A 20,540-nucleotide genomic window follows, 5' to 3' on the forward strand; every position below is an offset into this window, starting at 1 on the left:
AGGAGGTGGCCTCGCCGATGCCGGACGCCGATGTCGAGGTGCTCTACGAGACCGCACGTACCCGGATAGCCCGGGTCGGTGGTTCGAGCGAGCACCCGAGCCTGATCCGTAAGGAGCTCAGGGGCGCCGACGCCGCCGAGCGCTGCCGGCGCGAGCACGACATCCTGCGACGCCTGGCCGGTGTCGAGGGCGTGTCGCGGCTGGCCGAGCTGCCGTCCGCCGACACCCACCTGCTCCTGGTCGACGAGGGGAACCGCACCCTCGCCGAGCGGCTGAGCGGGGGCCGTCCGCCGGCCGACGAGATCCTCGAGATCGCCGTCCGGCTCGCCCGGATCATCGCGGCCGTGCACGCGTGCGGCGTGGTCCACAAGGACATCAACCCGGCCAACGTCCTGCTGACCGCGGACGGCCCGGTGCTCATCGACTTCGAGCTCGCCACCACGGCCGCCGAGGAGCGGCCCGGTTTCATTCATCAGAACCAGGTGGTGGGTACGCTCGCGTACCTTGCGCCCGAGCAGACCGGCCGTACGGGCCGGGCGGTGGACCGGCGCTCCGACCTGTACGCGTTCGGCGCCACCCTGTACGAGATGGCGACCGGCCGCCCGCCGTTCACCAGCACCGACCCGCTCCAGCTGCTGCACGAGCACCTGGCCCGGCGCCCCGAGCCGGTCACCGCCCTGAACCCGGACGTACCGCCGGCGCTCGCGAAGATCATCGACCGGCTGCTGGAGAAGGAGCCGGACCGCCGCTACCAGAGCGCCGACGGCTGCGCCTACGACCTGGCCCACGCCGGCGACGAGTCGCTCGAGCTGGGCGCCTTCGACTTCCCGCAGCGGCTGCTCCCGCCCTCGCGTCCGGTCGGCCGCGACACCGAGATCGCCCAGCTCCGCCACGCCTTCGACGAGGCCCTGGCCGGACGGGTACGCGGCCTGCTGGTCAGCGGCCCGTCCGGGGTCGGCAAGACCGTGCTGATCAACGAGCTGCGGCAGGTCGTCACCGCGGCCGGCGGCTGGTTCGTCACCGGCAAGTTCGACCAGTACCGCCAGGACCCCTCATCGGACGCGGTTGCTGGGGCGTACCGGGCGCTGGTGAGGCTTTTGCTCGGTGAGAGCGAGGCCGATCTGGCCCGGCTGCGCGGCACCCTCGTGCCGGCGCTGGGCACCAACGCCGGGCTGGTCGCGGGAGTGATCCCGGAGCTCGGCGCGCTGCTGGACGTGGCGCCCGAGCAGCCGAAGGGCGACCAGGCCGAAATACAGGGCCGGCTGTTCCAGGGCGTGCTGGCGCTGACCCGGGTCGCGGTCTCGCCGACCCGGCCGCTGGTCATGGTCGTCGACGACCTTCAGTGGGCGGCGGCGACCCCGATCGCGTTCCTGGAGATGCTGCTGACCGACGAGCACCTGCCCGGGCTGCTGCTCATCGGCGCGTACCGCGAGGAGGAGGTCGACGCGGCCCACCCGCTCGCCGCGGTGCTGTCCCGGTGGCAGCGCCTCGAGCCCGCGCCAACCGAGATGCACCTCGAGAACCTGCCGCCGGACGACCTTTCCGTGTTGCTGGCCGAGACGCTGCGGATGCCGGCCGAACGAGCCGCCGATCTGGCGGCCGCGATCGCGCCGCGGACGGCCGGCAACCCGTTCGACACCGTGGAGCTGATCAACGGCCTGCGGCTGGACGGCGTCCTCGCCCCCTCCGACGACGGCTGGCGCTGGGACACCCGGGCCGTCCGCAACTGGGTCGGCGACCGGGACATCGGCGACCTGCTGATCGGCCGGCTCGCCCGGCTCCCCCGCCGGTCGCGGCGGTTGCTGACGGTGATGGCCGCGCTCGGCGGCCAGACCGGGCCGGAGCTGCTGGCCATCGCCCTCGGTGTGCCCGCCCACCAGGTGACCGAGCTGCTGGCGCCGGCCCTCGAGGACGGGCTCGTGGTGCTGGACGCCGAGGGCGCGGACCGGGACGTGCGGTTCCGGCACGACCGCGTGCAGCAGGCCGCGTACCGGCTGATCCCGGCCCGGGGCCGGCGGCTGTTCCACCTCGTCCTCGCCCGGCGGCTGACCGGCCATCGGGAGCACGCTTCGGTGGCCGCCCAGCAGTACCTGCCGGCGGCCGGTCTGCTGGCCGACCCGGCCGAGCGCCGGAATGTCGCCGAGCTGCTGCGGGCCACCGCCGCCGCCCTCCGCATGATCAATTATCCGGTGGCCGAGCAGTACCTGACCGCCGCGATCCCGCTCTGCACCGATGCCGATCCGGATCTGTTGAACCGGCTGCTCATCGACCGGCACCGGGCGCTCTACAGCCTCGGCCGGCTCCCCGAGGCCGACGTCCTCTACGCCGGCCTGGCCGGACGGCTCGATCCGGTCGCGCTCGCCGAGCCGGCCGGCGTCCAGATCGAGAGCCTGACCGTCCGCGGGCGGGCGACCGACGCCCTGGAGCTCGGCATGGGCCTGCTCCGGCGGCTCGGCGTGAGCGTGCCCGACGCGGACGACCTGCGCCGGCGGATCCGCGCCCGGCTCACCGAGCTCGCCGACTGGGCCGCGCGGCTGTCCGACGAGGCCGGGCGGCCGGACGCCTCCCGGCCGGAGACGGTCGCCGCATGCCATCTGATCGCCCGGATGATGCCGCCCGCGTTCTTCAGCGATCAGCCGGTGATGGTCTGGCTGATCAGCGCGGCCCGCCAGATCTGGACCGAGCACGGGCCGGCCGCCGCCCTGGTCGTCCCGCTCGCCCACTCGGGCATCGCCGCGATCCGGTTCCGCGACGACTACCGGACCGGGTACCACGTGCTCCGGCATCTCGAAGCGGTCGGCGAGGCGCGCGGATGGGACTCCGAGGGCGCCATCGCGGGCTTCCTCGCCTCGGTCAGCGCCGTGCACTGGTCGGAGCCGGTCGAACGCAGCGTCGACCTGGCCCGGCGGGCACACGAGCGGCTGGTGCACGGCGGAGACCTGGCGTTCGCGTGCTTCACCTCGCACACGACCGTGCCGGCGCTGTTCGACTGCGCCCCCACCCTGCCAGCGTTCCAGGCCGAGCTGGCCCGGGCGACCGCCTTCACGGCGAAGGTCGCCAACGACCAGAACGCGGCGATCATGGCCGAGTTCGCGGCCCTTCACCGGGCGCTGGTCGACGGCCCTTCACCGGCCGCCGACGGCCCTTCATCGGCTGCCGACGGCCCTTCACCTGCTGCCGACGGCGATGAGCCGGCCGGCAATCCGATGGCGGCCGCCTATCGGCACGTCACCCGGGCGCTGGCCGCATTGCTGTTCGGCGAGGTCGCCGAGCAGGCCTCGGACATCGCCGCGACGCTGCCCTTCATCGCCGGCAACTACTTCACCGCCACGGCCGAGCTCGTACGCGGGCTGGCCCTGCTGGCCGAGAAGCAGCTCGACGAGGCGGACACGATCCGCGAATGGCTCGGCGCCCGGGCCGAGGACTCCCCGGCCAACTTCCGGGCCATGGCTCTCCTGCTCGACGCCGAGCGGGCCTGGACGGCCGGCGACCCGGCCGCGGCGGCGTTGTTCGACGCGGCCCTGCGGGAGGTCGCGCGCCGTCGTCGTCCCTGGCTGCACGCGTACGTGGCCGAGCGCGCGGCCCGCTTCCACCTGGAAATCGGGATGGAGTACGTCGGGCACTGGCTCATGCGGGACGCCCAGGACCACTGGCGCGACTGGGGTGCGACGGCCAAGGTCCGCGCCCAGGAACGCGAGTTCCCGTTTCTGCGCGAGCGGCGCGGCCCGGCCCACGCCGCCAGCATCGGCGCCTCCGCCACCTTCGCGTCCGAGGCGGTCGACCTGATGGCCGTGGTCAAGGCATCCCGGGCGCTCAGCTCGGAGACGAACCTCGACCACCTGCGCCACCGCGTCGTGGAGATCCTGACCGCCCTGACCGGCGCGACCACCGTCCATCTGCTGACCCGCGACGACCGGGACGGCGACTGGACCGACGGCCGTACGGCGATCACCGCCGACCGGGTCCCGCTGACGATCGTCCGGTACGCCGAGCGGACCCGTGAGCCGCTGGTGCTCGACAACGCGGTCGACGATCCGCGGTTCGCGCAGGACCCGTACTTCGACGGCCAGGACCTCTGCGCCGCGCTGGCCGTCACCGTCCAGTCGCAGGGCCGGCCGCGCGCGATGCTGCTGCTGGAGAACCGGCTGTGGCGCGGCACGTTCACCGAGGACCGGCTCGACGCGGTCCGGATCATCGCCGGCCAGCTCATGGTGTCGATGGAGAACGCCGCGCTCTACGCCTCGCTGGAGCAGAAGGTGGCCGAACGTACCGAACAGCTGCGTCTGGCCAACAGCCGGCTGGAGATCCTCAGCGACACCGACCCGCTGACCGGCATCCCGAACCGCCGCAAGCTCGACGCCGAGCTCGGAACCGCCTGGCAGGCCGCCGCCGGCCGGGCCGAGCCGCTCGCCGTCGCGATGATCGACATCGACCACTTCAAGCTCTACAACGACCGGCTCGGGCACGCCGCGGGCGACAACTGCCTGCGCCTGACGGCCCAGACCATAGTCGCGGCCGTACGGCAGGACGGCTTCGTCGCCCGCTACGGAGGCGAGGAGTTCACCGTGGTCATGCCCGGCGCGGGACCGGACCGCGCGACCGAGATCGCCGAACGCATCCAGCGGGCCGTGCACGCGCTCGGACAACCCCATCCGGCGGCATCGTCCGGCGTGGTCACGGTCAGCGTCGGCGTGAGCTGCGAGGTGCCGTCGGCCACCCGTACGGCCGGCGACCTGACCGCCGATGCCGACTCCGGCCTTTACCGCGCGAAGGACCTGGGCCGCAATCAGGTCCAGCTCGGCGGGGCCGGGCTCCTGCCTCTCGGCTGATCCTGACGGAGAGCCGCCGTCGAGGACGGCGGCTCTCTGTGCGGTCAGGACGCGTACGTCTCGAACTCGCCGATCTGCGGCGTGCCCGACGCACTCTGGATCTCGAACGTGACCTTCTTGAGCGACGTGGCCGCGAAGGTGATGACTCCCGAGCCGGTGCCGGTCTTCAGGACCGCGCCGGTGTCGGCGTTGAGGACCCGGTAGGAGCCGATCGTGCCGCTGCCGCTCGCCGGGCGGATGTTGATGCGGGACACCGTGGTGGCCGAGCCCCACTTGATCGAGATGGAGCCGGTGGTGCCGTTCGGCGACCAATAGGTGCCGATGTTGCCGTCCTTGACGTTGCCGTAGCTGGTCCCGCTCCCCTTGCTCGAGCCGTCGGCGCCCGCGCCCGAGGCCAGGCTCAGGTTCGTCCCGCTCGGCTGGGTGGGCGGCGTCGTGGGCGTGGTCGTCGGCGGCGTCGTGGTCGGGCGGGTCGTGGGCGGCGTGGTGGGCTGGGTGGTCGGCGGGTTGGTGGCGGTGCAACTGCCGTTCGACGTACGCATGCCGGTGTTGGCGCCTGCGGTCTGGCGCACGATGTCCGGCACGCAGGACGCGCCGTCCAGCCGGTAGGAGTAGGGCACGCTGACCGTGGTGTTGGACGGCATGCTCGGTCCGGCCGGGTTGGTCTCGGAGTCCGGGCTCGACCAGGTCACGTTGTCGAGGATGTTCCCGGATGCCTGCCAGTACCCGGCCGCGTCGGTGTAGAACGTGCCGAGGACGTTCATCGAGTTCTGGAAGTAGTTGTTCTCCACCTTGGCCCGGGCGCCGGCCCGCGAGTTGATGCCCGATTCGTTCAGGCTGTAGTAGAAGTTGTTGTAGATGTGCGCGATACCTCCGCGCAGCAGCGGCGTACGCGAATCGATGTTCTCGTAGCGGTTGTGGTGGAACGTGATGAAGCTGTTCCCGGTGTCGCTCTCGCTCGAGCCGATCAGGCCGCCGCGTCCCGAGTTCCGCAGGTACGCGTAGGACAACGTCACGTACTGCACGTCGTCCTTGAGGTCGAACAGGCCGTCGTAACCCGCGTCCTCGCCGCCGGACGCCTCCAGGTTGACGTGGTCGACCCAGACGTTGCGGACCGTGCTCTCCATGCCGATGGCGTCGCCGCCGTTGGAGGTGGGCGAGCCCGACTTCTTCACGTTCCGGACCGTCACGTTCTGGATGATGATGTTGCTCGAATCGCGGATGTGGATGCCGAGCTGGTCGAACACGGCGCCGCCGCCGGTGCCGATGATGGTGACGTTGCTGATCTCCTTCAGCTCGATCTTGTCGGCGGCCGTGTTGCAGCTGTCGCCGGAGACCTTCGTCGTGTTGCCGTGGTTGATCGTGCCTTCGACCTCGATGGTGATCGGGGTGCTGCTGCTGGCCCGGCTGCACAGGGCCTGGTGGATCTGCGTCCCCGTGGTGGCCCGCACGGTCGCCCCACCGTTGCCGCCGGTCGTCCCGCCGTTCATGGACGCGTACCCGGTGGGCGTGCCGACCGCGGCGGCCGAAGCCTCCAGGGACGGCAGCCCGACGGCGACCGCGGCACCGACGGCACCCGTGGCCAGGGCCGTCAAGACCCGCAGCGTGACTGATCGTCTCATCCTCGCCTCGCTTCCTCGTCAAACCGTTTGCGGACCTGTCGCCCGCCGGCGGCGGCCGACGTCCCACGAGACAGGAAAGCGCTTTCCTGTGCGAGAATAGAGATGCGTCCATGAAAAAGGCAAGACCAAAGCCCCCGAGCGGCCGCCCCGCCACCCGGGCCCGAACGGTGCCGTCGAATCAAGTGCGCAGCACGGCGTCCGCGCGGTCATCGCCGGCCTACCGGGTGGCGGGCGCGACGAGGTGGCGGCGCACGGCCGGCAGCACCGGCAGGAGAACCAGCAGCAGCCCGGTCGTGCCGTAGACCACCTGAAGGGCCGAGTTGTCCGGAAGATAGGCGAGCTCCAGCGCGATCCACACCATCTGACCGAGCCCGAGCAGCAGGCCGGCCGCCCAGGACCAATGACGACCGGTCAGCTTCTCCACACCGGACAGCCATGCCCACGACGGCGAACGTCCAGCGGCCGCCAGCTTTGTCGGCAGCCACGGGCTGACGGCCGGGGCGAGGGTGATGATCGGCCGAAACGGTCAGCGCACAACTGGACACGAACCTCGGCCAGATCAGCGCGAACGGGCCGGATGCCCAGGTCCGGTAGAAGACGTCACCGCGGGAGAGCGAGCAGGCTCTCGGCCGTCTCGACGATGGTGTCCTCGATCGGGCGGGCCTTCCAGCCGAGCATGTGCTCGGCCTTTGCGGATGTCGCGTCGAGGTTGCGACCCAGCAGCAGGCGAAGGGTACGCATCTGTGGGTTGACCCGGGCCAGTCCACGCGCGACCCACAGAGGCATTTCTCGCGTGGGCACCTTGGCCGCCCGGTCGCCGAGCCGCTCGCGCAGGACGGCAGCGATGTCACGCTGCCACAAACTGTGGCCCGAGGTCGCGATGAACCGTTCACCCGCGGCGGCTTGCTCGGTCATCGCGAGCACGTGCAGCGACGCGACGTCACGCACGTCGACGTAGCCCGAGGCGAACTTCAGCAGCGTCCGCATCGACCCGTCCAGCATGCGGGCGATGGCATTGAGCGATGGCGAGTAGTCGGGGCCGAGGACCGGGCCGAGCACCGCCGTCGGATTGATCACGGCCAGTTCGAGGCCCCGGCCCTCGTCGGCCACGAAGTCCCAGGCCGCTCGCTCGGCAAGAGTCTTCGATTTCTGGTACGGGGCGATTGCGGCGTCCACGTTGGTCCAGTCGTTCTCGGTGAACGGGATGCCGCGCGGCGGGTGACCATAGGCGATCGCGCCGATCGCGGAGGTCATGACCACGCGTCGCACACCCGCGTCGCGGGCCACGCGCAGCACACGCAACGTGCCGTCGATGGCCGGGCGGACCATCTCGTCCTCGTTGCGCGGCACCTGGGTCAGCGTGGGCGACGCGACGTGCAGGACCGCGTCGCAGCCGGCCACCGCCTCGCGCCATCCCCCGTCGTGCCGCAGGTCAGCCCGCAGCACGCGAAGACTCGCGCCCGAGTCCGCGCCGCCGCGTCGCACCATCGCGCGTACCTGCGGCTCACGTTCCAGGTCGCGCACAGTCGTGCGTACCGAGTACCCGGCATTGAGCAGCGCCAGCGTGCACCAGCCGCCGATGTAGCCGGACCCGCCGGTCACCAGAACGTCAGCCATCTCTCGTCCTCCAGGGGTGTCCGCCTCGCGTAACGCCCACGCTAGTGGAGACCTCTCCACTTAGCAAGGGCAACTGGAGATATCTCCGCTTAACCGGAGAAGGCCCGCGCGCGGGCCGACGGGAGGGTCATGCGCTTGCCCTGGGAAGGACGTCAGCGGCGCCGACGCGCGTCGAGCCCGTCGAGGATCAGCGCCAGCATGGGCTGCGACCGGTCCGCCGCAGCCCGCCATAGGGCGCCGGTGAGCTGCAGGAAGTCACCGGGCTCGGCGTCGGCGCGGATGCTGCCGTCGCGCTTGCCGGCCTCGAACAGCTCAGTGATCGCAGCGATCACCGGACCGTAGGTCTGCTCGGTGATCGATTTGTGCGCGTCCGGGCTGAGGGCGGCGCCGAGCGCGTGCTTCTTGCGCATGGCGTCCACCAGGTCGGTCGTCCAGCGCCGCAGCGCCTCCAGCGGCGCCAGCACGGCGAGCAGCCCGGACACCGAACCGATGAGCTGATCGACCTCGCCCTGGTAGATGGCCAGGATGAGCGCCTCCCGGGACGGATAGTTGCGATAGAGCGTGCCCGGTCCGACACCCGCCCGCTGCGCGACTTGATTCATCGAGGTGTCGCCGTCCTCGGCGAACGCCTCCCGGGCGGCCGCCAGGATGCGGGCCCGGTTCTCGCGAGCGTCAGAGCGCACCATGCCATCTCCCTGCTGTCCGGCGAGGTGGCCACCAACTTATATGGAGACCTCTCCGAAACGATAGAGGAGCAGCAGGCCGGCGAGCGACCGTCAGGTCAGGACTTCTGTTCGCTGCGGGCCGGCCAGGTCGACGTAATGGGCAGCACAACACATTCCTCGGTGCGCGCCACAAAGCGAAGCCCATATCGGAAAAGCCGCGGAATTCCTCGCGTTCCGGTTTCGACCGGCACTACGCGCGGGGCACCCAGCTCCAGATACTCCTGGCGAAGTCGGATCCGGGAGTTGCCGGCTTTCGTCACATTTTTGAACCAGTCCGACCGGCGCCCGAAGTTGAGACCGATGACCACCGTGTCGCCCACGCGGAACGCCCGGACCGGCGTGTGATGGACTCGTCCGGAGCGACGCCCGACGTGCTCCAGGTCAGCGAAGGCGGCATGACCGGCGAGACGCAACATCATCCGATTCATCGGGCCGCGCATGCCCCTGGTCAGTATCCGCGGAAATGGCATGAACACCTGCCTCGGCGCAATGTGTCACGGGTATCGACACTTCCCACGGTCAAGTCCGGACGGGTCGTCGGGCAAGAGCCGGCCGCCTCTCGAATCCGGGACGTGATCCCTTGGTGGAGAAGTCACCCCTCGTCACATGGCCGGCGGGTCCCGGTCACGCCGATCAGAGAGCCTGGTTGTCCTCATGCCGGCAATGTGAGGTTCCTCCGGCGCAAGAGGCTCATTCCGGCGACCGCAAGGAGCGCGCACGTCAGGCCGAGGCCCAGGATCGGTCCGACGCCCACGGCTTCGGCCGGTGCGTTGGGTACGTGCGTGAAGGGCGACAGGTCCAGCAACCAGGTCGGCAAATCCAGCGAAGGGCCGAACATCGGGCCGGCGAAGATCGTGAACACCGTCAGTGCCCACGACAGACCGACCGACCATCGCGGCAGCGCCGTGATCAGGACGACGACCGCGGCGCCGAGCGTGCCGATGGCGGGCAGCTGGACAAGCGCCGCACCGAAGAGATCACGCAGGAGCGACACGGTGCCGCCGAGCGCCTGACCGCCCGTAACGCCCATTGCCGTCGCGAAGACCAGGATCAGGAGCGTCGCGCCGACCAGCGCGTTGACGGCGTACGCGCCCAGCCAGCGAAGCCGGGAGACAGCGGTGCCGAGGACCGACTCCAGCATGCCCTGTGCCTCGTCGTGGTGCAGGCGAAGCAGGAGCGTGACGACATAGACCGCCACGGCCATTCCAGCAATCTGCATCATGGAGGCCCAGTAGGCGCCGAGCAGGCCGGCGTCGCCGCCGAAAGCGGCGTACCACTCCGTCGCCTCGCCCTCGAGCCCCTCGATCTGGGCGCTCAGCGCACCGAACACCAGACCGAAGCCCAGCAGGCCGATCGCCCAGCCCAGTAGCACCGCCCGCTGCTGCCGCCGGACCAGGCCGATCGGGCTCGACAACGCCGGAGTCGCATGGGGAGCTCCCCGGCGCTCGGGCAACAGCCCTCGACCGACGTCGCGTCGGCCGGCGAGGACGACCGACATTCCGAAGAGGACAGTCGTCGCCGGCAACGAGAGACCCAGCGGCCACCACAGGTTGTCGGCAAAGGGCCGCATCTGCTGGCCCCAGCCGATCGGCGACAGCCAGGCCGGCCAGGCGCTCGTGACCCGCAGGGCGGCGGAGTCCACGGTCCCGAGCATGTTGCCCAGTGCCGCGAGCAGGAAGGCTAGGCCGAGCGCCGCGCTGGAGAGGCCGGTCGCGCCGCGCGCGGTCGAGGACAATTGTGCCGTCACCGCCGCGACACCGGTGAAGGCGATGCCTACCGAGGCGATCGAGGCGCCGGCGATCACAGACCCGGCAACGGGCTGACCCGCGACCACCATGCCGAGGCCGAGCAGCGCGGCCAGCACCAGGTTCGCCGCCAGCGCGACGATCACCGCCGCCATCAGCGACGAGTAGCGGCCGACCGCACCGGCACGCAGCATCTCCTCACGGCCGAGTTCCTCGGCCTGACGGGTGTGCCGGACGACCGCGAGCACGCTCATCATGGCGGCGAGCACAGCCAGAACCAGGGCGTCGCGGTGCAATGTGTAGCCCCCGACGTGGGGACCTGTCACCAGCCCGAGCACTCGCATCCCCGGGTTCTCGACGACGATCCGGGTGTCCGGCTCCAACAGCGCGGGATGCCGGGCGTACTGCTCCTGGAACATCGCTGTGGTCGCAACGAGAAAGGCGCCCATACCGAGCACCCAGGCCGGTATGACGAGCCGGTCGCGCCACAGCGCGAGTCGGACCAGCCGCCCGGTGCCGGCAAAGCCATTCATCGACTCGTCACCACCTCGGCACCGCTCCCGCGGGCAGGCACGGTGTCCTCGCCATAATGCCGCTTGAACAGCTCTTCGAGCGTGGGCGGTGACGTGATCATCGACCTGACCTGGAGTCCGACGAGATGCTCGAGCACGTTGTTCAACTCGCCGGGGTCGACGCTGAACTCGGCGTGACTGTCGTGCACGCGGGCGTCGTGCACGCCGCGCCACCGCGCCACCGACGTCGGCGGCACAGCGGTGTCGACCACCACCGACGTACGGGTGAGGTGGCGGAGCTCATCGAAGGTCCCGCTCTCGGCAGCGCGTCCGGCCCGGATGATCGTGACCCGGTCGCACAGCGCCTCCACCTCCGACAGGATGTGACTGGAGAGCAGGATGCTGCGGCCGGCGGCGCGCAGCTCCTGCACCACGTCCTGGAAGACCGATTCCATCAGTGGGTCCAGGCCGGATGTGGGCTCGTCGAGCAGATAGAGCTCGACGTCGGAGGAGAACGCCGCCACCAGGGCGACCTTCTGCCGGTTGCCCTTCGAATAGGCACGGATCTTCTTCGTCGGGTCGAGCTGGAACCGCTCCAGCAACGCCTCGCGACGATCCGCGTCCAGTCCTCCCCGCAGATCGCCGAGCAGGTCGATCGCCTCGCCGCCGGTGAGATTGGGCCAGAGGTTCACCTCGCCCGGCACATAGGCCAGACGCCGATGGAGCGCCACCGCGTCACGCCACGGGTCGCCACCGAGCACGGAAACGCGACCGGCGTCGGCGCGCAGCATGCCCAGCAACACGCGGATCGTCGTGGTCTTCCCGGCGCCGTTCGGCCCGAGGAACCCGTGCACCTCACCCGTCCGGACCTGCAAATTGAGTGCGTCCAGGGCTCTGCTCCGGGGGCCGAAGTCCTTCACCAGCCCTGAGATCGTTATTGCGGTCGCCACGGGTATCACTTCCTCGATGACGAGCTTCACGGCGGCCCTCATCCCTATGCCGAGTCCAGCACCGTCAGGCGCGATGGGACAGGACCGAACGTCACCGCGGACACGACCTATGGCCCATGGGCGAGATCCGTCGCTAGAGCCACCGGCGTACGTGGGACCGATAGTCGGCGTAGGTCCGACCGAATCGCCGCGCGAGGTATCGCTCTTCGGGACGGATCACCAATTGGCGTACGGCGACAAGCACGAGCGGCAGGAGCGCCAACGGCCACCAGGAACCGAACAGCAGCGCCAGGCCGAGGTAGACGACGGCCAGTCCGGTGTACATCGGGTTACGGGACAGCCGGTAGACGCCATCGGTGAGCAGGGTCGTGACCGGGTGGTGCGGCACGATCGTGGTGCGGTGCCGGATCACGGCGGCGACACCGGCAACGGCCGCCACCAGCCCGAAAGCGACGATGACCGCCCCGGCGATCGCGGTAGCGGGACGGCCGCCCAGCGGAAGGGAGACCACGCTGTTGACCGCCATACCTCCGGCCAAACCGGCGGCGTAATACAGAGGCGGAGGTATGAAGATCACTCGTGCGCCGTGCTGCGCTTCTGCGCTGGTCGCCATCGTTGCTCCTTCAGTAGAGTCAAACTCTATCCAATAGAGCACTACAATCGCACGGTGGCTGTCAAGAGACGGTACGAGTCGGCACATCGACAAGCGCAGGCCCAGCAGACGCGTCAGGCGATACTGGATGCGGCCGCGACCATGTTCGTCGAGCCCGGGTATGCGGCCACCCCGTTGACGGCCATTGCGGCCGAGGCCGGAGTCGCGATCCAGACCGTGTACAAGACGTTCGGCAGCAAGCAGGCCATCCTTTCGACGCTTGTCGACGTCACGGTGGCGGGCGACGACGAGCCCGTGGCGTTACCGCAGCGTCAGTTCGTCGCAGAGATCCGGGAGCTGACCGGCGCCCGCGCGAAACTTGATCGCTATGCCCGGCACCTCGTCGAAGTCCACGCCCGCCAGGCCCAGGTGATGCTCGCTCTCGCCAACGCCGCAACCGCCGACACCGAGGCCGCGGAGATCTGGCGCAAGAATCTCGACGATCGGCGCAACGGCATGGCCGGGTTCGCCGCCGATCTGATCGCGACCGGCGAGGTGCGGCCGGAACACACCGTCGAAACCGCGGCCGACGTGCTGTGGCTGGCCATGGACGTACGCAATTACGACTGGCTGGTACGCCAACGCGGCTGGCCGGCCGAGCGTTTCCATCGTTGGTACGTCGACACTGTCGCAGCGGCGCTGCTCATAGCGCCGGCGTCGGGGAATGGCCGTCGGACGTAACGGTGGCGCGGTGGGGTTTCACGGGTGGGGGCGACCGAGCGGGCCGGTACCGGCGGCGGCCGGGGCGCGGTCGACCGTGACGAGCTCCTCGCGGCCGGTTCCGCCGGCTACGTCGAGGGTCAGGACTGGGCCGACACCCCGGGCGTAGAACTTGTACTCCAGGGCGTTGGGCTCCAGCGGGTTGGTGTCCTTGGTGAGCACCGCGTCCCGGAACAGGCCGTGCGGCACCTCGGCGATTTCGCCGCTGCTCAGGATCTCGCCGTTGTCCTCGGCATGACCCCGGTAGTACTCCTGCCGGTATCGCATGCCGGAGGCCGGGGCGGCCGGGAGAATGACGCCGGGGAGGGCGCCGTCAACCCCGGCCTCGAAGGAACCGGCTCGGCTGGTCACCGTGCCGTTCTCGAACTCGGCGGTGTCCTCGCCGAGGTACCACAGGTTTCCGGCACGGTCCTGGGCGTACCAGTCGACGGTGTCCTCGAGGATGGTGCCGGCACTGCGGACGGTGTCGCGAACCACGCGCGCGGTGATCCCATTGGCGAGCTTGCGGGTCGTGCCTGTAGCGATCACGGTGGTCGTCAGGGTGTTGCCTTCCTCGTCGACCTCGCGGTAGGTCCACCGGGTGCCGGCCGTCATCGGCCAGTACGGGTGGGTGATGTCCGCTGTGAAGTCGGCCGGGTCGAGGGCGACCGGCTGGTTGCCGGTCGGGAGCGCGGCCGGCTGATCGCTGACGGACGCCTTGTGTGTGCATCCCGCCAGTGCCAGGACCAGCACGGCCGGGGCGGCGTAAAAGGTGGTGTGCATGGTGGGACGGTAGGTCGCGTCCGCCTAACCCACGCTTAATCGGTCACCGCGGGAAGCTCGACGACGAATCGGGTCCACCCGTCCTCGGTTTCGACGTGGACCGTGCCCCGGTGTGCGGCGACGATCGCGGCCACGATCGCAAGGCCCAGGCCTGCTCCGCCATCGTCGCGTGTCCGCGCGTCATCCAGGCGGGCGAACCGTTCGAAGATCTGGGCGCGATGCTCCGGCGCGATCGGCGGTCCGTCGTTGGCGACCGTGAGGCGTACGCCGCCGTCGCGCTCGCTCAGCCGCAGCCGGATCGCCGAGCGGGCGTGCCGCTGTGCATTGTCGACGAGGTTCCGCAGCATCCGTGACAGCCCGGCCGGGTCACCGAGGACCCGGCCCGCGCCGACGCCTCGGGTGTCGACCGTGATGCCGGCATGGTCACGGATCCGGCGCGCCTCGGCGAAGACGAGGTCGTCCAGATCGACCGTCGCCGACGGGCCGGAGCCGGCCTCGTCGGCCCGAGCCAGCGCCAGCAGGTCGTCCACCAGCGACTGCTGCCGTAGCGTCTCGGTCAGCAGGTCCGCGGCCAGCCTGGACACGTCGACGGCATCCGGGTCGGAGAGGGCGACCTCCAGTTCGTGCCGCACCGTCGTCAGTGGGCTGCGCAGTTCGTGTGAGGCGTCGGAGACGAAGCGACGCTGCCGGTTCTGCGCGTGCTCGAGCCGGGCCAGCATCTCGTTCATCGTGCCGGCCAGCCGCGCGATCTCGTCGTCGCCGGCGTTCTGCGGGATCCGCCGGGTCAGGTCTCGTTCGGTGATCTCTCCGACGCGCCGCCGGATCGCCTCGACGGGCGCGAGGGTTCGGCCGGCCACCATCCACGTGGTCGTCGCCGTGACGGCGACCAGTATCGGGATCCCGCCGGTCAGCAGCAGGATCAGGACCGTGGTGCCCTCGGTGATGGGATCCATGGTCTGCGCCACCAGTACCTCGTACCGGCCGCCGGCCGCCGGGGTGGCCAGCAGCAGGCACGGGCACCCGTCGCTGGCCGGCAAACTGCGTACCCGTGCGGTGTCGCCGGCATGCAGGTGGGCGACCGGAGGGCGACCGGCCAGCCGGGGAGTGGCCGCGACCACGAACCCGTCGGCGTTGACGACCTGTGCCAGCCAGTCCTCCTCGTCGGCAAGGGTCAGGTCGGCGGGGGCGGAGCCGGCGTCGAGCAGCTCGACGATCGCGGCTGCCCGCAGCCGGGCGGTGTCGGTCACCTGGCCGGTCAGGGTGAGCCGGAGCGCGAACACGAGCACCAGGCCGCCGAGCGCGAGCGCGACGCCGACAACCGCCGCGGCCGCGGCGGTGGTCCGGCCCCGCATCCCGCCCATCGATCAGGCGTCCTCCGGTAGGCGTAGGCGGTAGCCGCTACCGCGGACGGTTTCCAGGTCGTGCCGCCCGAACGGAAGGTCCACCTTGCGCCGCAGGTAGCGCAGGTACACCTCGACGATGCCGGGGTCGCCCTCGAAGTCGTCGTCCCACACGTGCGCGAGGATGTCCCGCTTCGACAGCACCTGCCCGGCGTTGCGAGCGAGGAATTCAAGCACCGAGAACTCGCGGGCGGTCAGCTCCAGCCGCTCCGGACCGCGCCAGACCCGGCGGCGTCCCGGGTCGAGGGTCAGGGTGCCGACCCGTAACACCGCCGGCCGGCGTGGTGCGCCCCGGCGCAGCAGCGCGCGCAGCCGGGCCACCAGGATCGCGTGCGCGAACGGCTTCGTCAGGTAGTCGTCGGCGCCGGTGTCGAGCGCCTCCACCTGGTCGTCGACGCCGTCCTTGGCGGTGAGCACCAGGATCGGCGTCCAGTTCGCCTCGGCCCGCAGGGTCCGGCACAACCGGAACCCGTTGAGGCCGGGCAGCATAAGATCCAGAACAATGGCGTCGTACGGATGCTCGCGCGCACGCCAGAGCCCGTCGATCCCGTCCGCGGCGACATCGACGGCGAACCCGTCACCGGACAGGCCACGCTTGAGCGACGCCGCCAACCGGCGCTCGTCCTCGACCAGCAGCAGCCGCATGGCGCCCTCCCGGCCGGATTCTCCCACCGCGAGCCCGAATCCCAGCTTAAACGTTACGGTTCGCCCGGGAACCCGTGCTCACACGTAGTCACACTCCGGGTTGGGCCTCGATGTCACGTCGATGATGTCGTTGAGCCTGTCCCGGGCGATGATCAGCTCGGCGATCTGGGTGTTGATCCGATCCCGCTCCGCCATCAGCCGTTCCCGCGACTCCGGCGTGCTCACCTGGGCGTCCACGCACGGCAAGAGCTCCGCGATCGTCTTGCTGGACAGTCCCGCGCCGTACAACTGCTGAATCAGCCGTACGCGGTTGACCGCCGCATCCCCATAGAGCCGCTGCCCGCTCTGGCTACGCATCGAGGCCAGTAGACCCTGCTCCTCGTAGTACCGCAGCGCCCGCACACTCACCCGCGTCTTGGTCGCCAGGTCCCCGATCCGCACAGTGACCCACCTCGCAATACTTGCCTCTGACGTCAACGTGAGGTTTTAGCGTAGCGGCATGCAGATCAACGGCACAAAAGCTCTCGTCACCGGCGCCAACCGCGGCCTCGGCAAGGCCTTCGCCGAGGCCCTCCTCGCCCGCGGCGCCTCCACCGTTTACGCCACCGCTCGCAACCCCGACCGCATCGACATCCCGGGCGTCGTCCGCCTCCCATTGGACATCACCGACTCGGCGTCCATCGGCGCCGCAGCGGCCGAGGTAGGCGACCTCGACATTCTCATCAACAATGCCGGCATCTCGACCAACGCCCCCTTGCTCGGCCCCTCAAAAGACAACATCCGCCGCGAATTCGACACCAACTTCTGGGGCACCCTCAACGTCACCCGTGCCTTCGCCCCCAGACTTGCCGGCGGCGCCATCCTGAACGTCATCTCGGCCCTGAGTTGGTACGCCTTCGCCCCCGCCAGCAACGGCTACGCCGCGTCCAAAGCCGCGGAATGGTCTCTCACCAACGGCGTCCGACTCGAGTTGGCCGACCAGAAGACCCAGGTCACCGCCCTCGCGCTGGCGATAGCCGACACCGACATGATGGCCGCCTACGACATCCCCAAGCTCCCTCCCCACGTGGTGGTGACCATCGCCCTCGACGGCCTGGAAGCGGGCAAACTCGAAGTAATCGCCGACACCCCCACCGCCAACGTCAAGGCCTCCCTCTCCCGCGACCCCGCCCTCTTCTACGCCGACATCCCGGCCGCCCTTTTCGGCTGACACCACACGCCGCTGCACAGTGGCTGGGTTGTCGAACCGTGAACAGCGCCGATCCCGCCGGCGGCAACTCGACCCCGGCCGCCGAGCCTGCTCGCCGCTGGCCCGTGCGCGCTTCCGTCATTCCGTTCCGGACCTCCGTCGCGCTGGCGAAGGGCAGGCAGTCGAGCGTGGCGATGGTCTTGTGCCGGGGCGCCGAAAAGCGAGACCATCACGCATGCTCGATCCCTCGCCTGAGGACGACGGGACCTCACCGGCCGTTTCCACGCCGCGTTTCGTCGGCCGCGATCGGGAGATGGCGGCGCTGCGGGGCGCCCTGTCCCGGCCTCCGGCGATCGTGCTGGTGGAGGGCGAGGCGGGGATCGGCAAGAGTCGGCTGCTGCGCGAATGGCTGGCCGCGCCGTACCAGCGCACCGCCTTGGTGTCGGTGTGCCCACCGCTTCGTGAATCGCTGACGTTGGGGCCGATCGTCGACGCGTTCCATGGGATCGAGCGTCCGGTGCCGAGCTCGCGGCTCACCGAGCTGGCGGGCGCGTTACGGCCCCTGTTCCCGGAATGGTCCTCGAACCTCCCGCCCGCATTGCCGCCCCTGGACGATGCGAGGGCGGCCCGGCATCGCCTGTTCCGTGCCCTGGACGAGTTGCTGCGGGCTCTGGAGGTCGACGTTCTCGTTCTCGAGGACGCGCACTGGGCCGACGAGGTAACCCTGGAGTTCCTGCTGTTCCTGATCTCCCGGCAGCAGTCGGACGGGCCCAGCCTGGTGATCTCCTATCGGCCGGAAGAGGTGGACGACGGCTCGCTGTTGCTGCGGCTGACGTCCCGGTTGCCGGCCGGCGTGACCCAGCTGAGGATCGCCCTGGCGCCCATGCTGCCCGGCGACACGGCGGCGCTGGTGTCCTCGATGCTGGACGGCAACCCGATCTCGGAGGAGTTCACGACCTTCATGCACGATCGGACCGGCGGCGTTCCGCTGGCCCTGGAGGAGTCGGTCCGCCTCATGTACGACCGTGCCGACCTCGTCTTCCGCGACGGGCAGTGGGTCCGGTTGAAGCTTCGCGAGCTGCAGGTCCCGCCGACGGTGCGCGACTCCACCCGGGAGCGGGTGAGCCGTCTGTCGCGGACGGCACAGCAGGTGCTGCGCGCGGCGGCCACATTGGCCGAGCGGTCCTCGGTGGCGACGATCGCGATGACCGCCGACCTGTCGGAGGCCGCATGCCGGGACGCCATCGCGGAGGCGGCCGCCGCCGGCGTCCTGGACGCAGACGACCGCGGCCAGTGGCGGTTCCGGCATGTGCTGGCCGCCACCGCGGTCTACGAAGCGATCCCGTTGACCGACCGCAGACACTTCCACCTGCTGGCCGGCCGGGCCTTGGAACACCTGAACCCCCCGCCCGTGGCGCGTCTGGCGCACCATTTCCGCGAGGCCGGCGAGACGAGTTCCTGGGCGCGGTACGCCGAGCAGGCCGCCGAGCTGGCTATCGCTTCGGGTGACCACACCAAGGCGGTCGACCTGCTGGTCGATCTGCTGTCGTGGGCCGTGCTGCCGCCGGCGGACCGGGCGCGCATCGCGCGCAACGCCGGAGTCGCCGCGCTGCGCCGTCGTGAACCGGTCGACGAGGTCTACCACCGCGTGATCCGTACCCTGCGCTCGGTGCTGGAAACCCCCGGCCTCTCCGCCCGCGAGCAGGCCGAGATCCGCAACCCCCTGGGCCGGCTCCTGATCACCGGGGGCGAGGCGCAGGCCGCTCTGAGCGAGCTGGAGCAGGCGGTGGCCAACCTGGACCACGACCCGGTCGAGGCGGCTCGGGCGATGACCTACCTCGGCTGGGCGTACGCCGGACCGTGGCCGGCCTCGACCCATCGGCGCTGGCTGGATCGCGCCGCTGAACTGACCGCCCAGATCGACTCCCCCGCGCAGCGTCTGAACCTGGCCGGGAACCGGGCCGCGGCGTTGCTGATGCTGGGTGAGGAGGAGGCCTGGGAGGTCGTCGCCGGCCTGCCCGTCGACGGCACGACGGCGGCGGAGCGCATCGACGTGGCCCGCATCCACGTCAATGTCGGTACCGGGGCGCTGATCTGGGGCCGATACGCCGACGCCGAGGAACACCTCGCCGTGGCCATGCGCCTCGCCGAGTCCGAGCAGGCGTCGCGGTTACAGCACAACGTCCGGCTCGAACAGGCCAACCTGGCCTGGAACACCGGCCGGTGGGATGGTCTCGCGGAGACGAGCGCGGCTCTCGCCGACGCCGACCGGGATCGGCCGGCGCATTACCTCGGCAGCGTACGGCTCGCGGCCCGGCTGGCGGCCGCGGCCGGCCGGCGGCGGGCCGCGGAGGAGCAGTTCCGGCTGGTCCTGGAGGAGTCGGCCCGGCTCGGCGCGGCCGACGACACGATGGAGGCCGCCGCCGCGCTGGCCCGGCTGTGGCTGGCCGACGGCGACAGCCGCCGGGCGCTACGGATCACCGACGAGCCGATGGACACCGTCCAGCGAAAGGGCGTCTGGATCTGGGCGACGGACCTCGTTCCCGCCCGGATCGAGGCGCTGCTCGCCGTCGGCAACCCGACGGCCGCGACCCGCCTGGTCGACCAATTCGCCCGAGGACTGCGTGGCCGTACGGCCCCCGCGCCTCGCGCCGCGCTCGCCGTGTGCCGAGCCCTGCTGCACGCATCAGCCGGAGATCTCACTCGGGCGGCGACGGCCTACGAGCGGGCGGCACGCGCGTGGAGCGCCTTGCCGCGCCCCTACGACGCCATGCGCGCCAGTGAGCGACAAGCCGAGGCGCTCATCGCGCAGGGCCGGATCGAGCCCGGCCGCGAGCTGCTGGCGGCGCAGTACGAGCAACTGTTCCGGCTGGGCGCCCGCGGCGACGCGGACCGGGTCGCCCAGCGGCTTCGCGAGCACGGCGCCGAGGTCCCGCGACTGTGGCGCGGCGGCCGGCGCGGCTACGGGGACCAGCTCTCCCCTCGCGAGCTCGACGTGGTCCAGCTGGTCGTCGCCGGCAAGACGAACCGGCAGATCAGCCGGATCCTGTCCAAGTCGCCGGCCACTGTGGATCAACAGCTGCGCGCGGCGATGCGCAAGTTGAAGGTGAGCTCCCGGACCGCGCTCGCGGTCAAGGCGGTCGAGGCCGGCGTGTTCGCCGAAGAAGATTGA

General features: G+C 70.5%; 16 protein-coding genes. 4 read left to right on the top strand and 12 right to left on the bottom strand.

From position 1 onward, the window contains the following. Positions 1-17 precede the first annotated feature (17 nt). The gene (locus tag A3CQ_RS55385) at positions 18-4,829 is read left to right on the top strand and encodes a diguanylate cyclase (RefSeq protein ID WP_063713650.1); all 4,812 of its coding nucleotides are present in this window, start codon (positions 18-20) and stop codon (positions 4,827-4,829) included. Between the two features lie 44 nt (positions 4,830-4,873). Here the strand turns inward: A3CQ_RS55385 and A3CQ_RS0136760 are convergent, their stop codons facing one another. From A3CQ_RS0136760 to A3CQ_RS0136790, 8 genes are all read right to left on the bottom strand, one after another. Continuing rightward, positions 4,874-6,451 carry a pectate lyase family protein gene (locus A3CQ_RS0136760; protein WP_026206621.1) on the bottom strand — a complete coding sequence of 526 codons (1,578 nt, stop codon included), beginning with the start codon at positions 6,449-6,451 and terminating at the stop codon, positions 4,874-4,876. Positions 6,452-6,668: 217 nt separating this feature from the next. After that, positions 6,669-6,875, bottom strand: a complete 207-nt coding sequence (locus A3CQ_RS0136765) for a hypothetical protein (RefSeq protein ID WP_020515959.1) — start codon at positions 6,873-6,875, stop codon at positions 6,669-6,671. Between the two features lie 176 nt (positions 6,876-7,051). After that, positions 7,052-8,068 (bottom strand): SDR family oxidoreductase, encoded by a 1,017-nt coding sequence (locus A3CQ_RS0136770; RefSeq protein ID WP_020515960.1) that lies wholly within the window; start codon positions 8,066-8,068, stop codon positions 7,052-7,054. A gap of 152 nt (positions 8,069-8,220) precedes the next feature. Further along, a complete protein-coding gene (locus A3CQ_RS0136775; protein ID WP_020515961.1) occupies positions 8,221-8,754 on the bottom strand; it encodes a TetR/AcrR family transcriptional regulator in 534 nt (177 codons plus the stop codon). Between the two features lie 95 nt (positions 8,755-8,849). Beyond that, on the bottom strand, positions 8,850-9,233 hold the full coding sequence (locus A3CQ_RS59670) for a nitroreductase family deazaflavin-dependent oxidoreductase (RefSeq protein ID WP_157296788.1): 384 nt from the start codon (positions 9,231-9,233) through the stop codon (positions 8,850-8,852). Between the two features lie 212 nt (positions 9,234-9,445). Beyond that, positions 9,446-10,987 carry an ABC transporter permease gene (locus A3CQ_RS0136780; protein WP_211216748.1) on the bottom strand — a complete coding sequence of 514 codons (1,542 nt, stop codon included), beginning with the start codon at positions 10,985-10,987 and terminating at the stop codon, positions 9,446-9,448. A gap of 80 nt (positions 10,988-11,067) precedes the next feature. Next, positions 11,068-12,030, bottom strand: a complete 963-nt coding sequence (locus A3CQ_RS0136785) for an ABC transporter ATP-binding protein (protein ID WP_020515963.1) — start codon at positions 12,028-12,030, stop codon at positions 11,068-11,070. Positions 12,031-12,133: 103 nt separating this feature from the next. Beyond that, entirely contained in the window at positions 12,134-12,613 is a 480-nt protein-coding gene (locus A3CQ_RS0136790; RefSeq protein ID WP_063713648.1) for a methyltransferase family protein, read from the bottom strand. Between the two features lie 54 nt (positions 12,614-12,667). On the opposite strand from A3CQ_RS0136790, the gene A3CQ_RS55390 reads away from it, so the two are divergent. Beyond that, positions 12,668-13,333 (top strand): TetR/AcrR family transcriptional regulator, encoded by a 666-nt coding sequence (locus A3CQ_RS55390; RefSeq protein ID WP_063713649.1) that lies wholly within the window; start codon positions 12,668-12,670, stop codon positions 13,331-13,333. An 18-nt stretch (positions 13,334-13,351) separates the two neighbouring features. Here A3CQ_RS55390 and A3CQ_RS0136800 read toward each other — a convergent pair whose 3' ends face one another. The 4 genes from A3CQ_RS0136800 to A3CQ_RS0136815 all read right to left on the bottom strand — a co-directional run bounded on the left by A3CQ_RS0136800 (position 13,352) and on the right by A3CQ_RS0136815 (position 16,620). After that, on the bottom strand, positions 13,352-14,134 hold the full coding sequence (locus tag A3CQ_RS0136800; protein WP_020515966.1) for a hypothetical protein: 783 nt from the start codon (positions 14,132-14,134) through the stop codon (positions 13,352-13,354). 35 nt (positions 14,135-14,169) lie between these two features. Then, positions 14,170-15,495 carry an ATP-binding protein gene (locus tag A3CQ_RS0136805; protein WP_020515967.1) on the bottom strand — a complete coding sequence of 442 codons (1,326 nt, stop codon included), beginning with the start codon at positions 15,493-15,495 and terminating at the stop codon, positions 14,170-14,172. A gap of 3 nt (positions 15,496-15,498) precedes the next feature. Continuing rightward, the gene (locus A3CQ_RS0136810) at positions 15,499-16,179 is read right to left on the bottom strand and encodes a response regulator transcription factor (RefSeq protein WP_020515968.1); all 681 of its coding nucleotides are present in this window, start codon (positions 16,177-16,179) and stop codon (positions 15,499-15,501) included. Positions 16,180-16,257: 78 nt separating this feature from the next. Beyond that, positions 16,258-16,620: a MerR family transcriptional regulator gene (locus tag A3CQ_RS0136815; protein WP_020515969.1), complete on the bottom strand. Its 363-nt coding sequence runs from the start codon at positions 16,618-16,620 to the stop codon at positions 16,258-16,260. A 58-nt stretch (positions 16,621-16,678) separates the two neighbouring features. On the opposite strand from A3CQ_RS0136815, the gene A3CQ_RS0136820 reads away from it, so the two are divergent. Together A3CQ_RS0136820 and A3CQ_RS0136825 are read left to right on the top strand one after the other, a co-directional pair. Beyond that, a complete protein-coding gene (locus A3CQ_RS0136820) occupies positions 16,679-17,389 on the top strand; it encodes an SDR family oxidoreductase (protein WP_020515970.1) in 711 nt (236 codons plus the stop codon). 214 nt (positions 17,390-17,603) lie between these two features. Further along, the gene (locus tag A3CQ_RS0136825; protein ID WP_020515971.1) at positions 17,604-20,540 is read left to right on the top strand and encodes a helix-turn-helix transcriptional regulator; all 2,937 of its coding nucleotides are present in this window, start codon (positions 17,604-17,606) and stop codon (positions 20,538-20,540) included.

The sequence above is a fragment of the Paractinoplanes globisporus DSM 43857 genome (assembly GCF_000379645.1).
GTDB classification, from domain to species: domain Bacteria; phylum Actinomycetota; class Actinomycetes; order Mycobacteriales; family Micromonosporaceae; genus Actinoplanes; species Actinoplanes globisporus.

Bases quoted from the DNA above. Each gene is read 5' to 3' on its own strand.
- A3CQ_RS59670 (WP_157296788.1), bottom strand. From the start codon at position 9,233: ATGCGCGGCCCGATGAATCGGATGATGTTGCGTCTCGCCGGTCATGCC.
- A3CQ_RS0136790 (WP_063713648.1), bottom strand. From the start codon at position 12,613: ATGGCGACCAGCGCAGAAGCGCAGCACGGCGCACGAGTGATCTTCATA.
- A3CQ_RS0136760 (WP_026206621.1), bottom strand. From the start codon at position 6,451: ATGAGACGATCAGTCACGCTGCGGGTCTTGACGGCCCTGGCCACGGGT.
- A3CQ_RS55385 (WP_063713650.1), top strand. From the start codon at position 18: ATGCCGGACGCCGATGTCGAGGTGCTCTACGAGACCGCACGTACCCGG.
- A3CQ_RS0136780 (WP_211216748.1), bottom strand. From the start codon at position 10,987: ATGGGCGCCTTTCTCGTTGCGACCACAGCGATGTTCCAGGAGCAGTAC.
- A3CQ_RS0136825 (WP_020515971.1), top strand. From the start codon at position 17,604: ATGCTCGATCCCTCGCCTGAGGACGACGGGACCTCACCGGCCGTTTCC.
- A3CQ_RS0136820 (WP_020515970.1), top strand. From the start codon at position 16,679: ATGCAGATCAACGGCACAAAAGCTCTCGTCACCGGCGCCAACCGCGGC.
- A3CQ_RS0136800 (WP_020515966.1), bottom strand. From the start codon at position 14,134: ATGCACACCACCTTTTACGCCGCCCCGGCCGTGCTGGTCCTGGCACTG.
- A3CQ_RS0136770 (WP_020515960.1), bottom strand. From the start codon at position 8,068: ATGGCTGACGTTCTGGTGACCGGCGGGTCCGGCTACATCGGCGGCTGG.
- A3CQ_RS0136810 (WP_020515968.1), bottom strand. From the start codon at position 16,179: ATGCGGCTGCTGCTGGTCGAGGACGAGCGCCGGTTGGCGGCGTCGCTC.
- A3CQ_RS0136805 (WP_020515967.1), bottom strand. From the start codon at position 15,495: ATGGGCGGGATGCGGGGCCGGACCACCGCCGCGGCCGCGGCGGTTGTC.
- A3CQ_RS0136775 (WP_020515961.1), bottom strand. From the start codon at position 8,754: ATGGTGCGCTCTGACGCTCGCGAGAACCGGGCCCGCATCCTGGCGGCC.